Annotated in this window: 9 protein-coding genes; 7 read left to right on the forward strand and 2 right to left on the reverse strand. The window is 69.3% G+C overall.

Annotated features, from left to right (window positions below; translation table 11 throughout):
- Positions 1-135 precede the first annotated feature (135 nt).
- The 3 genes from ACIRB1_RS43885 to ACIRB1_RS43895 all read left to right on the forward strand — a co-directional run bounded on the left by ACIRB1_RS43885 (position 136) and on the right by ACIRB1_RS43895 (position 4,371).
- On the forward strand, positions 136-1,314 hold the full coding sequence (locus ACIRB1_RS43885; RefSeq protein WP_403469583.1) for a hypothetical protein: 1,179 nt from the start codon (positions 136-138) through the stop codon (positions 1,312-1,314).
- Positions 1,315-1,549: 235 nt separating this feature from the next.
- Positions 1,550-3,709, forward strand: coding sequence for an FUSC family protein (locus ACIRB1_RS43890; RefSeq protein WP_403469584.1), 2,160 nt, complete (start codon positions 1,550-1,552; stop codon positions 3,707-3,709).
- A 251-nt stretch (positions 3,710-3,960) separates the two neighbouring features.
- On the forward strand, positions 3,961-4,371 hold the full coding sequence (locus ACIRB1_RS43895) for a peptidase inhibitor family I36 protein (protein ID WP_403469585.1): 411 nt from the start codon (positions 3,961-3,963) through the stop codon (positions 4,369-4,371).
- 252 nt (positions 4,372-4,623) lie between these two features.
- Here the strand turns inward: ACIRB1_RS43895 and ACIRB1_RS43900 are convergent, their stop codons facing one another.
- Positions 4,624-5,913 (reverse strand): MFS transporter, encoded by a 1,290-nt coding sequence (locus ACIRB1_RS43900; RefSeq protein WP_403469586.1) that lies wholly within the window; start codon positions 5,911-5,913, stop codon positions 4,624-4,626.
- A gap of 333 nt (positions 5,914-6,246) precedes the next feature.
- Positions 6,247-6,987, reverse strand: coding sequence for a GNAT family N-acetyltransferase (locus ACIRB1_RS43905; RefSeq protein ID WP_403469587.1), 741 nt, complete (start codon positions 6,985-6,987; stop codon positions 6,247-6,249).
- Between the two features lie 1,530 nt (positions 6,988-8,517).
- Here ACIRB1_RS43905 and ACIRB1_RS43910 point away from each other — a divergent pair.
- The 4 genes from ACIRB1_RS43910 to ACIRB1_RS43925 are packed head-to-tail and all read left to right on the forward strand — an operon-like array spanning position 8,518 to position 12,568.
- Positions 8,518-9,432, forward strand: a complete 915-nt coding sequence (locus ACIRB1_RS43910; RefSeq protein WP_403469588.1) for an ABC transporter ATP-binding protein — start codon at positions 8,518-8,520, stop codon at positions 9,430-9,432.
- The gene (locus tag ACIRB1_RS43915; protein WP_403469589.1) at positions 9,429-10,313 is read left to right on the forward strand and encodes an ABC transporter permease; all 885 of its coding nucleotides are present in this window, start codon (positions 9,429-9,431) and stop codon (positions 10,311-10,313) included. The genes ACIRB1_RS43910 and ACIRB1_RS43915 overlap by 4 nt, the downstream gene beginning before the upstream one ends.
- A 48-nt stretch (positions 10,314-10,361) precedes the next feature.
- Complete coding sequence (locus tag ACIRB1_RS43920) at positions 10,362-11,066, forward strand: response regulator transcription factor (RefSeq protein WP_403469590.1); 705 nt, start codon at positions 10,362-10,364, stop codon at positions 11,064-11,066.
- Complete coding sequence (locus ACIRB1_RS43925) at positions 11,063-12,568, forward strand: ATP-binding protein (protein WP_403469591.1); 1,506 nt, start codon at positions 11,063-11,065, stop codon at positions 12,566-12,568. Before ACIRB1_RS43920 ends, ACIRB1_RS43925 begins: the two co-directional genes overlap by 4 nt.
- Positions 12,569-12,670 lie beyond the last annotated feature (102 nt).

Raw genomic sequence — 12,670 nt, forward strand, 5'->3', positions numbered from 1 at the left:
CGATGAGGCCCATGGGTCCCGCCATACGCACGCGTTCGCGCCCCGCCGTCGGCCAGGCTGGTTGCGAAGCCCGACGTCCCTTCGGCGCATCTGGGGGCGCTGGGGGACTGAGGGCAGCCACGAGGAGGTCCATTCATGCGGATGTCGCCCCCGGGCGCTACGGTCGTGGCTCTCCTGGCGGACCCGGACGCGCCGACGGAAATCGCGCAGCGCATGGCCGAGACACTTCCTGCTCGGCTCGCCGACAAGTCGGGCCGGCAGCTACGGTTCACCATCGAGGTGATCAGTGAGCCCTTCACCGCGGCGGCCGAGGACCCGCCCACCTTGATGCGCCGGATCAAGGACCGCGGAAGTGCCGAGAACTGGGACATCGTCGTGGCCCTCACGGACCTTCCGCTCCACTTGCACGGGCGCAAGCTCGCCGTGAATCTCAGTCACGAACACGGCCTGGCGCTGCTGTCCCTTCCCTCCCTGGGCGGCCTGCGGCTCCAGACGAGGGCCCGGCAGGCCGTGGAAGAAGCCGTGCTCGGCCTGGCGGGGCTGCCGGCCACCGGGACCGGCGAACCTCCGCAGAAGCAGCGGCTGCTGGGGCCTCTCACCCGTCGTCTCTCGCCCGTCCGCCCCGGTCCGGACGGTGAGACGGACACCCCCGACCTTCGATACGTCGCCAGCGGGCCGCGCGGTTACCTGCGCGTATTGCTAGGCATGGTCCGCGCCAACCGGCCGTGGCGGTTGGTGCCTGGCTTGTCCAAGGCCCTGGCGGCCGCACTCGGCACGGGAGTGGTTGCCACCGTCAACTCCACCATCTGGGTCCTGGCTCAGGCGCTGAGCGTGCCACGCCTCGTCATCGCCACGGTCGGATCGGTCTGCATCATGATCGGCTGGCTGATCATCGACGCGCAGCTGTGGCATCGATCGGCGGAGGACTCGCTGGAGGCGAGACAGAGGGCACGGCTCTACAACACCTCGACGGTCGTGACCGTGGCGATCGGAGTGCTCGTCTGCTATGCGGGTCTGATCGTGATCAACTTGGTGTGGGCGCTGTTCATCCTCAACGACCGAGTGTTCGGCTCCACGACCCGAACCCCGCTGAACGCCGCCCAGTACTGGACGTTGTGCTGGTTCGTCGCCTCGGTCGCCACCGTGGGCGGCGCACTGGGCTCAGGTCTGGAGAGCGACGAGGCCATCCGGGCAGCCGCCTATTCCAAGCGCGAACAGGAGCGTCGTCAGACCCTCCAGGACAACCAGAGCAACCAGAGCAACCAGAACAACCAGAACAAACAGAACAACGAGGACGACGGGAGCGCGAAGTGAACCAGCCGCTTCGCGACCTCCGTCGGCGATCATGGATCGGCCCCGAGGACGACGTCGAGCGGACGGGGCTGAGCAGCCGGCCCTCGGGGTGTGGTCGTCGATCGCCATTGCGGGAAAGGGAGCCCGTCCATCAGTGGAGACGGGCACGGGGGCGCGCCCGCCGAGCGCGGTGCCGTCAGGAAGCGGTGACGCGTCCGACGCGCCCCGCCGGGGTCTTCCGGCTGGGTTCACAGCCGTGAGATGGCTGCGGGCCTTCGGTGAGGTCGTGCGATCCGGGCTCACGATCGAGGAGACGCGGCTGGAGCCTCTGCTCGCGCTGCGCACGGCTGCCGGGGTGGCGATCGTCCTCGGGTCGGTGCTGTGGCTGGGGTCCCCCGCGTACGCGGCGTCCGCCGCCCTCGGTGCCTACTCCGCAGGCGGCGCCACCTTCCAGCGCACCTGGCGCCCGCGCAAGGTGATCGCGCTCGGCGCGAGCGCGGGTCTGGCACTCAGCACCTTCGTGGGCTACCTGGCCGCGGGGCGGCTCGTGACGTTCCTCCCCCTGCTGGCCGTATGGGCCTTTGTGACGGGGATGGCCTGGGCCGTCGGACCGACCGCCGGGATCGTCGCGGCGACGACGGTCGGCAGCATGCTGGTGACCGTCACCCTGCCGACCAGCGTCGGGCAAGCCCTGGAGCACGCCGGGGTGATCGCGCTCGGGGGCGTGGTACAGGCTGCGCTGATCCTGCTGTTCCCGATCCGCCGCTGGGCGGCGCACCGGGACGCGCTCGCCGACGCCCTGGCCGCCGTGGCGGACTACGCCCGCCGATTGCGGCACGACCCGACCGCCCCATTCGACCCGGAACCGTTGATGACGGCCCGGGACGCGGCGGCCGTGACACCATCGCAGGCCCGCACTCGTCCGCCCGCCCTTCACGGCCCCCGAGGCCTCGCCGAACGCATCCGGCCGGTCGTCGCCGCGCTCGCCGACCCGGACATCGGCGCACCGGCGGAGGGGCCCGAGCGAGACCGCGCGCGAGAGCTGCTCGACGCGGCCGCCGACGTCCTGGACGCGGCCGCCCGTTCGATCCGCCGCGGCACGCCCGCCGAAGTGCCGGCCGAAAGCGCGGACGTCCTGCACGTCGACGAGGAGCACGAGGTGTTGCAGGGCCCCGCGCGGCAAGCCGCCGAACGGCTCGTCGAACTGCTCGGCGAGACCCTGGAAATCGCCGAGAGCTGCGACGCGCGCCGGGAGGCGCCCACGCCCCCAGACCCCGCGCGGGCCCAGTTCCTGGTCCGCCCGACACTGCTCCGGCTGGTCCCGGTCGTCCTCCAGGCGGTTCGCCGTGAACTCCGCCGGGACTCGCCCGTATTCCGGCACGCCGTCCGCCTGGCGGCGGTGTCCACGCTCGGCTATCTGATCGCCGCCCGGCTGCCCCTCAGCCACGGCTACTGGGCGCCCATCGCCTCAGTGATGGTGATGCGGCCCGACTTCCACCGGACGTACGCGCGTGCGGTGGCCCGTTTCGTCGGAACCCTCGTGGGAGTCGCGCTCGCCACCGCGACGGTGCGGGCCCTGGGCCCGGACGCCCATGTGTTCGGCGCGCTGACGGTGGTCTCGGCGGGCCTGTCCTACACCCTGATCCGTACCGGCTACGCCTACTCCCAGTGCTTCACCGCCGCATACGTCGTCTTCCTGCTTGGTATGGGCGGGCAGGGATTGGATCAGACGGTCCCGGAGCGGGTGGTGCTCACCCTGCTGGGCGGGGCCCTGGCCATGCTGGCGTACGTGCTGTTCCCCGCATGGGAGACACCCCAGCTGCCGGGCCGGCTCGCGGACTGGCTCGCCGCCAACGGCCGTTACGCGGCCGCGGTGCTCCGCAGCTACGCCGAACCCACCCGGGAGCATCGCACCGACATGCGCAGCGCCCTGCTGGCCAGCAGAGAGGCACGTGCCGCCTGGCAGGGTGCCTACGAGCAGGCGAAGCATGAACCGGTCCGTCCCCGTGGTCTGACGTCGCGCGAGGCGGAGGAAGCGCAGGAGGCGCTCCAGGGGTTCGGCCGGGCGGCGATGCTCATGGAGAGCCACGTCCCGCAGGACGCCGGCCGTTTCGCCCCCGAGGCGGAGCGGCTCGCCGAAGCCCTGGAGGCGGACACCGCGCAGGCGGCAGAAGACGTGCGCGAGCACAGGAACCCGGACTGGCGGCGCGTGGAGGAGGCGCTCCACGCGTGGGAGGGCGTCGCCGACCGGGAACGGAGCCCGGTGCTGCGACGCGGGGCGGAAATGCAGAAACGCGCTCTCGACGACCTCACGACGGCCGTGAGCCGCAGCCCCCTGGAACGGGACGTCGGCTCCGCACGCGAGGAGCAACGGGTACGGGGGGCCGTGGCTGCGGACGGTGCCGTGCCTTCCTGAACAGGCAGACGGAGTGTCCGGCGACTGCAACGGCCCCGGTAGCCGGAGGTCCGTCCTGTCAGTCCATCTGCCTGGCCGGTCGCCGTCATCACCTGGGTTGCGGATCCGTCACAGCGAGCGGGTGCCGGGCGGACAAGGTTTCCGCCAGGTCGGGACAAGGTCGGCCCTCCACTATCGGCGCACCCACCGCCAAGGGGCCGGCCGGAGACGTGTTCCTGGCCGGAAGGATCACTTACGGGAAGGGACCATGAATGAACGTCACAACACGCACCGTCCGCAGGACTCTGAGCGCGAGCGTCGTCGCCGCCACGGTGGCGGCTCTGGGCCTGTTGGCACCGGGTTCGGCCGAAGCCGCCGCGAGTTGCCCCTCCGGCAGCCTGTGTGTCTGGGACCAGATCAACTACACGGGAAACCGGTGCAGTTGGAGCAACGCCGACAACGACTGGACCAGCGGGACCGTGACGTGTTCCTGGGCGGATGACCGCAACGTCAAGTCGGTCTACAACAACGGGACTTCCTCCTCGTACGAGGGAGTCGGTCTCTATTCCGGAACGGGCTATTCGGGGTATCTCGGCTGCATAGGACAGGGCGTGAAGGGCCCTGGCGTCAGCGGCGGCCCCGGCCTGAAGGTGCTGTCCCACAAGTGGCTCACCAGCTGCTGAGTCCGGACACCGCAGTGGGTCAGCACGGCAGGGGCCGCCTGGTGGGGCTGTCACAGGGGAGTGGCCCCACCAGCGCCGACGCGGGTCATGACGGCCACGGGCACCGGGCCGTAGCTCCCGGGCCGACTCACTGTCCCCCGCGCCTCGGCTCCGCGACGCGGGCCGGGGTGCGGTGACGGGACGCCGAAGGCGACCAGCAGCAGGACGACAGCTCACGCCTCGAAAAGCCGAGCCTGCGCCACCGCGAGCTGATCAGTCCTTGCCCTCCCCGGCAGTCGCTTCCACGTCGTGCCGTGTCAGGTCGGCTGCCGAGGGATCGAGTTCGTCGGCGGTACGGGCCTTCCGCGCGCGAGAAAACGCCAGCACGAGGGCCTGGGCGACTGCTCCCGACAGCCCGACCCACAGGGCGAAGCGATAACCGACCTGGTCGGCGAGTACTCCGCCAAGGGGTGCGCCCACCGCGACCATGCCCCAGTTCATCGAGCGGATCGTCGCGTTCATCCGCCCGCGTAACCGGTCGGGCGTCACCGCCTGGCGGTAACTCATCTCCACCGGGCTCGCGATGCCGATGGCCAGGGACACGAGGAAGCAGGCGAGCGACACGGAGGCGAGCGCCCACGGTCCGCGCACGGCCACGACCAAGGGCAGCCAGCCGACAGCCGCGAGCAGGCGGAAGGCGATCAGCGTGGCGCCCACGTCCAACCTTCTTGCCACGCGCCCGGAGAGCGCACCGCCGAGGAGCGCGCCGACACTCGCGCAGGTGTAGGAGATCCCCAATCCGAATGCCCCGATCTTCAGGCTGTGCAGGGCGAAGACCACGAAGACCGTGCTCACCACGCTGTTGAAGAGGACCATCACATGCGAGGTCAGAGCGATCGACGCCAGCGTGCGATGCCGGTAGACCCAGGCCACGCCCTCCCGCAATTCGCTGCCCAGCCCACGCCGTTCGCCTCGATCGGGGACGGGGTCGGGCGCCCGCACCGAAGCGAGCAGCACGCCGGATATCAGATAGGTGAGAGCATCCACCAGCACGGCGAACGGCGCTCCCATGATCTTGATGAGCACCCCGGCAATCAGCGGACCGCCCGAGCCCGCCACCGCGTCGGCCTGTTGCACACGGGCGTATCCCGAGTTGAGCAGCTCCTTGGGTACCAACTGGGGCACGTACGACTGGTTCGCCGCCTCGAACAGCAATGACAGCACCCCGAACGCGAAGACGAACACGCACAGCGCGGGGATGCCGAGCCGATCCAGCGCGTACAACACCGGTATCGCACCAAGCAGGACGCCCCTGCCGAGATCCGTGGCGACCATCATCGGCTTGCGGCGCCAGCGGTCCACCAAGACCCCGGCCATGAGCCCGAAGAGCAGATACGGAACCCAGCGGGCGGCGTTGACGATGCCGACCTCGGTGGCGGAGGCGTTCAGCGTCACAGCCGTGAGGATCTGCAAGGCCAGCCCCGTGACCTGCGAGCCGAAGGCCGACACCGCCGAGGCGGTCCAGAAACGTACGTACCCAGGTACTTCCACCAGGCGCGGCATGACCGGACCGTACCAGCGAAGATCACCGACAGGCGATGCCGGAACAGGTCACTCAACGCCGGCCGGATGCGCCAGTGGGGTCCGCTCTCATCGACATGTGTGCAGAGCGGTCCGGCGGCGGCTCCATCGCCAACATCGGCTCGGTCGGCGGCATCACGGCCAACTTCTCCACCGGCTACTCCGCCTCCGCATGGGCCGTGGAAGCAGCCACCCGGCGCCGAGAACGAACACCGCGCACCCCGCTACGACGTTGGCAAAGCCTTCCAACGTCCCGAGACCTCAAGGCAAGGCCATCTGCCAAGTCTGGAAAGTCTTGGCAGATAAAGAACACGGTCAGTCGGGCTCGTAGACGCTGTTGAGGGCGGTACGGCGGATGGCGAATCCCATCGATTCGTACAGGCCGACCGCACTGGTGTTGGTGGTGAGGACGTGCAGGAACGGGCGCTCGCCGCGGCCGGTGATGATGTCGATCATCTGCTGGGTGCAAGCCCTGGCCAGCCCCTTGCCGCGGTAGTCGGGGTGGGTGCAGATCGCGCTGATCTCGGTCCATCCCCCGGGTCGCATGCGTTCGCCGGCCATGGCGATCAGCGTGCCGTCGCCGTTGCGGGCGCCGATGAAGGTTCCGAGTTGCGGGGTGCGAAGTTCGAACGGGCCGGGCTCCGCGATGCGTGCGAGCTCGCGCAACTCACCAGCATCACTGGGCCCGAGTATGTCGATGGGGAAGGCAGCGGTGCGCCGTTTGCCGGGTTGGGTGGCGGCGTCGGTGGCGACCATCTGGTAGATCGGGACGGCGCGCGTCAGCTTCCACGACGCCGGTGCGTTGGCCGGTGCGTCCATGATCAGGACCGGGTCCGGACCGGCTATCCGTGCCAGTGCCTCCCAGTCCCGTTGCGTCGCGTCGTCGGGCAGAGCCATGAACGGTGACACATCGGCCGGGTAACGGGCGGCCCGGCCACGGTCGTCGGTCAGTGCGAGAGCTCGGTGAACACCCTTCAGTGATCGCCAGACGGGGTTGTCCAGCATGCGCATGTCTCCGCCTGCGCTGGTGCTGGGGCGGTTGATGTCCTGGGGCATGTAGCGTCCTTGTGTCTCAGGTACGGGGGGCGTGGCCGGTGAGGGTGGGCTGGGATGTCAGGCCGAAACCGACCCCGGGCTGCCAGCCGTCCAGTAGCGGTAAGCCGTTGTCGCGGAACTGTTCCTGGTCGGCTCCGTGGGTGTGACCGGGTCTGGCGAGTGCTGTTGCCGCGGCGGCCGGGATCAGCCTGACCACCAGGCAGGGTGTGGCTGGCAGCGCGTGTCGCAGGTTCACAACGACGCTGGGCAGGGCCGCCTTCGCCGCCGTAGAGCGGCGCAAACGGCTGGGGGACATGTGCCTCGCCGGAAGTGACATTGGCCGACACGCTGGGGCGGCCGTGTGCCAGCAGTCGCGGCAGGAGCAGACGTCCCACGTGGACCGGGCCAGCCGGGAGGACGTCGAGCGCGTTCTGGGCGACGGCCTTCGGTGCGTCGTCGGCCGCGATGGTGATCCGTCGCTGGATTCTCGCGTTGTCGATCAAGACGTTGAGCTCTGGCATCGAAGGTCCGACCGAAGATGGCGGCGAGCCGGTCGGGGCTGCCGCCGATGCCCACGACCCGGTGGCTTTCCTGCCGATAGCGCGTGGCCGGGCCGCAGTCGACGCTTAAGTTGCTGCCGGTGATGAGGACCCGACGATACGCCTGTGTTGCCATGTAAACAGCATGCACCTTGATGCGTTTACATGGCAACACGTGGCTGGCCGGGTTTCGTGACAGAGCCGCTCGATGCCGCCGAAGCGGCACAGCGGATCGCCGGGGAGCACGCGCCAAGGAGGCCATCTCCGCAGTGGTCGCGGAGGCGATCGAGACTGCGGTGGGCCTCTCCGTGGCGGACTTCTCAGCCCTGTCCGGAGTTATCGAGAACGGCGGCGGCCGCATGGCGCGGAATGAGCTGGCAGCCATGCTCCTCTGGCACCGGCCCCAATTCCCCCCGACACCCTCGTATGAGCGTGGACTCCTTTTCGGAGAGACGGCCCTGCCGGTCGGCGCCTGATCACCCCTACGGGAGCTGGCCGCGACGCGTTGACAGCCGCAAGGCCGACCCACGCCAGGACCGACATCACGAGTTTCCGTGTCCACAATTGTGAGCACAGTCAGCACAGCAATTCCCGCCGCAGCCCGAGCGTGACCCATGACCATGAGGAGTGCAGCAGATGCGAGGCTTGGGCCAGCAGCGCAAGTGCCGGGACTACGCCTGGACGGCGGACTCAAGTCGTGCGTGCGGCGATCGCCTCGGTGACGTTCTCGACGCCTGACCCGCAGGGACGGCCGTACTCACCCGGTACCGGTGTGGTGCACTCGCTCAACATGGTGATGCCCGGGTCGTTGAGCCACGCGGTGGCCGGAGGCCCTCATGCGAGTTTCATGTGAGTCTCCGGGCCGTCCGCTGCCGCCTGCGGGGTTTACCCAGGTCAGAGGCTCGCCGTTCCCATGAAACGCTCATGTTCGCCCAGACTGGCCCACGTCGGCGGCAGACAGTGAGTGGGTGTACGCGACGGTCGCGTGCACCATCACCGGCCTGGAGTCTCGATGATCGAAGTACGTGGCCTGTCAAAACGCTATGGCGAGGTCCTGGCCGTGGACGATCTGACGTTCGCGGTCCGGCCCGGTGAGGTGACGGGGTTTCTGGGGCCCAACGGCGCCGGCAAGTCGACCACGATGCGCATGATCCTGGGCCTGGACGCTGCCAGTTCTGGGATGGCGACAGTGGGCGGGCGGTCGTACGCCGCGCAGCCCGCGCCGCTGAAGGCGGTCGGGGCCCTCCTGGATCCGGGAGCGGTGCTGCCCAGTCGCACTGCCTATCATCATTTGTTGGCGTTGGCGGCCGGCAATGGGATTCCGCGCAGCCGGACGGACGAGGTGCTGGCAGAGGTCGGCCTGGAGAGGGTGAGTCGTCGGCGTGCGGGGACCTTCTCCCTCGGTATGCGCCAGCGGCTGGGCATCGCCGCGGCCCTGCTGGGGGATCCTCCGGTGCTTGTCCTGGACGAGCCGCTCAACGGGCTGGATCCGGAGGGCATCGTGTGGATCCGCTCCCTGATGCGGAGGATGGCGGCCGAAGGACGCGCGGTTTTGATGTCCAGCCATCTGATGAGCGAGATGGAGCTGACCGCCGACCACCTCATCGTCATCGGCTGCGGAAAGCTGATCGCCGACACGACGATGAAGGACTTCATCGGGGCGCACTCCGAGCGCGAGGTCTTTGTCCGCTCCCCTCAGGCCCAGGCGTTGCGCGGCATGCTCACCGCGGCCGTTCAGGTGCGCACCGAGGGCAAGGACGCTTTGGTGGTGACCGGCCTGGAAGCCGCCGAGATCGGCGCCCTTGCCTCGCTCGGCGGAGTGGAGCTGCACGAGCTCGCTCCGCGCCAAGTGTCGCTGGAAAAGGCGTTCATGGAGCTGACCCGCGATGCGGTGGAGTACCAGTCGGAGAAGGAGACGAGTCGATGACACACGCCACCACGACGCACCTTCCCGCCGAACCGACGAACGGCCGACGGCGCCCGCTCATGTTCCGCCTCAAGCCGGAGCTGCGTCGAGCACGGCGCGAAAAGGTGGCCTTCTGGCACTGCCTGCATGCCGAGTGGATCAAGATCCGCACCATGCGGTCGACGTTGTACGTGATCCTGGGCACCCTGGCGTTCTGCATGGGACTCGCCGCGCTGAACAGCTCGTCCGCAGGCAGCGAGTACGCGGACCTGAGCCTCGCGGACCAGGCATCGTTCGATCCGCTGGCCACCAGCCTGCGCGGGTACCTGCTCGCGCAGATCGCGCTCGGACTGTTGGGTGGCCTGGTCATCACCTCGGAGTACGGCGCGCGCACGATCGTCCCCACCCTGATCGCCGTTCCGCACCGGGCGCGGGTGCTGGCGTCCAAGGCCGTGGTGCTGGTGGGCGTGGCGCTCCCGGTCGGGGTTGCCGTGTCGCTGGCCGGGTTTCTCGTCGGGCAGGCGTCGCTGTCCGGGGCGGGCGCTCCGCACCTGGCGCTCTCCGACGGCGTGGCACTGCGCGGCATCGTTGGCGGTGGCCTGTATCTGGCACTGGCCGGGCTCTTCGGACTGGCTCTGGGCACGGTGATCCGGTCCACCACGGCAACGGTGACCTCACTGTTCGGTGTGATGCTGATCGTCCAGGCCTTCGCCCCGGCCCTGCCCGGCGGACTCGGAGACTGGGTGTCGAAGTACTGGCCGCCGATCGCCGGCGGGCAGATCATCACCAGCTATCAGGACCCCACGTTGCTTGGCCCCTGGGCGGGAGTAGGCGTCATGGCCGGGTGCGTGGCGGCACTGATGACGGCGGCGTTCGTCGTCTTCCGCAAGCGTGACGCCTAGCAGGGCGGGACAGTGAAGACTGAGGATCATCAGCCGGGGACGGGTGCCATGACGACGACACAACGACTGCTACTGGTGGAGGACGAGCCCACGCTGCGTGAGCTGCTGTCCGCCAGCCTGAAGCTGGCCGGCTTCGAAGTGATTCCCGCCGAGGCGGGTGGCCAGGCACTGGAAGCGGTCCGCGACAAGCGCCCCGATCTGATTGTCCTGGACGTGATGCTGCCCGACTTCGATGGCTTCGAGGTCGCGCGCCGCCTGCGCGAGCACCCCTCCGGTCCCGGCGGCGGGCATCCGCCGATCCTCTTCCTGACCGCCCGGGACGCGGCCGAGGACCGCATCAGCGGTCTGCGGGCCGGCGGGGACGACTACGTCACCAAGCCCTTCAATCTCGAGGAACTCATCCTGCGCATCCAGGCCGTACTGCGCCGCACCAGCGGCCGGCGGCCGGATGGACTCCTGGTCGTCGACGATCTGGAACTCGATCCCGACAGCCACCAGGTGACCCGGGACGGTGAGCCGGTGCAACTGTCTCCGACCGAGTTCAGCCTGCTGCGCGTGCTGATGGAAAACGCGGGGCAGGTCCTGTCCAGGAACCAACTCCTGGACCAGGTCTGGCACTACGACTTCGACGGTGACGATTCCATCGTCGCTTCCTACATCAGCTACCTGCGCCGCAAGATCGACACGGGGGAGCCGAAGCTGATCCACACGGTGCGCGGCACCGGCTACGTCCTGCGCAGGCCCCGCGCATGAGTTCGGCTGCCCTGCGCGGGGCCATCAGCCGTCTGTCGCTGCGCGGTCGGGTCGTGGCCCTCACCCTGCTCCTGGTCGTCGCCGCCCTGCTGGCCAGCAACGCCCTCCTCGTCACGCTGCTGGAACGGCAACTGGTACGTCAGCTGGACGACAGGCTGCGCGCCGCTGCAACGACGGCGGCACAGCTGTCGAATGGGGAGGGCGTGCCCGGCGAGCCGGCACCGGAGATGCGCGACGCGGCGGAGCGCGACCTGACGGGTGACGTCTACGTCGCCTACCTCGATGCTGACGGGCAGCTGCGCCATACGCTGCGCCCGGCCAGCCGTGGCGTCCCACGGCTTCCGGTCCTCGACACCGCAGCGGTCGCGGGCCGCGACCAGCGCTCCTTCCAGGTCCCGGGCAAGGGCGACAGCGATGAATGGCGTGTCATCGCCGCCCCGTTGGCCCCCGGCCACGATGAGGACGGCAGCGTCGTCGTGGCCGGTTCTCTGGCTCCGGTCCATACGACGATCCGGCACCTGGGCGTGTGGATGCTGCTGATCGACTCCCTGGTGCTCGTCTGCTTGGGCGTCATCGCCTGGTTCGCGGTGCGGGCCGGCCTGCGGCCGCTGCGGCGCATCGAGACGACGGCAGCGGCCATCGCGGGTGGGGATCTGTCCAGCCGTGTCCCGCAGCCGGCCACGACCCTCACCGAACTGGGTCGGCTGTCCGCCGTGCTCAACGGCATGCTGGACCGCATCGAAGCCGGCGACGCCGCCCGCGCGGCCACCAACGGGCGCATGCGCACCTTCATCGCGGACGCCAGCCACGAACTGCGCACCCCGCTGTTCGGGATCAAAGGCTTCACCGAGCTGTACCGGATGGGCGGCATGCCCCAGCGCGCCGATGTCGATGTCGCCATGAGCCGTATCGAACGCGAAGCAGCCCGCCTCGTCCGCATTGTCGAGGACCTGCTGCTGCTTGCCAGGCTCGACGAAGATGCCACGGCTGATGAGCAGTTGACCCTTCGTCTTACTCCCATGGACCTGCGCACGCTGGCCGCCGACGCCCTGCACGACCTGCGGGCTCTGGCCCCCGAACGTCCCATCACCCTGACCGGCCCGGGCGGCGGTTCGCCCGGCGGCGCCCCCGTCCTGGGGGACGAGTCCCGACTGCGACAGGTCACCTCCAATCTCGTCGGCAACGCCATCGCCCACACCCCGCCCGGCACGCCGGTACGCATCGGGGTCGGCACGCTGGAGGACCAGGCAGTTCTTGAACTGAGCGATCAGGGGCCGGGAATCGCGGCCGAGCAGGCCGCGCACATCTTCGACCGCTTCTACCGCGCCGACACCGCGCGCGGCCGCACACAGACCGGCGGTGCCGGTCTCGGACTGTCCATCGTCCGCTCCCTGGTAACCGCTCACCGCGGCCGTGTCGAGGTCCGCTCCGGGCCAGGGGAGGGCACCACGTTCCGCGTCCTGCTGCCGTTGCATCCCGGCAACTCCGTCAGCAATTCCTGAGGAACGCCCGATAACCCCTCGGCCGACAGTTGCGGACAGTCGGCCGTAACCGACGCGTATTCGATTCCCGAGAACAACCGACGGCGTGCTCCACCCAGGTGT

Origin of the sequence: Streptomyces sp. NPDC096013, from assembly GCF_044763565.1 — a bacterium.
In the GTDB taxonomy this organism is placed as follows: Bacteria; Actinomycetota; Actinomycetes; order Streptomycetales; family Streptomycetaceae; genus Streptomyces.

What these genes read in the sequence shown, in the direction of transcription:
- ACIRB1_RS43885 (WP_403469583.1), top strand. Translation starts at nt 136, where the DNA reads ATGCGGATGTCGCCCCCGGGCGCTACGGTCGTGGCTCTCCTGGCGGAC.
- ACIRB1_RS43895 (WP_403469585.1), top strand. Translation starts at nt 3,961, where the DNA reads ATGAACGTCACAACACGCACCGTCCGCAGGACTCTGAGCGCGAGCGTC.
- ACIRB1_RS43900 (WP_403469586.1), bottom strand. Translation starts at nt 5,913, where the DNA reads ATGCCGCGCCTGGTGGAAGTACCTGGGTACGTACGTTTCTGGACCGCC.
- ACIRB1_RS43905 (WP_403469587.1), bottom strand. Translation starts at nt 6,987, where the DNA reads ATGCCCCAGGACATCAACCGCCCCAGCACCAGCGCAGGCGGAGACATG.
- ACIRB1_RS43910 (WP_403469588.1), top strand. Translation starts at nt 8,518, where the DNA reads ATGATCGAAGTACGTGGCCTGTCAAAACGCTATGGCGAGGTCCTGGCC.
- ACIRB1_RS43915 (WP_403469589.1), top strand. Translation starts at nt 9,429, where the DNA reads ATGACACACGCCACCACGACGCACCTTCCCGCCGAACCGACGAACGGC.
- ACIRB1_RS43920 (WP_403469590.1), top strand. Translation starts at nt 10,362, where the DNA reads ATGACGACGACACAACGACTGCTACTGGTGGAGGACGAGCCCACGCTG.
- ACIRB1_RS43925 (WP_403469591.1), top strand. Translation starts at nt 11,063, where the DNA reads ATGAGTTCGGCTGCCCTGCGCGGGGCCATCAGCCGTCTGTCGCTGCGC.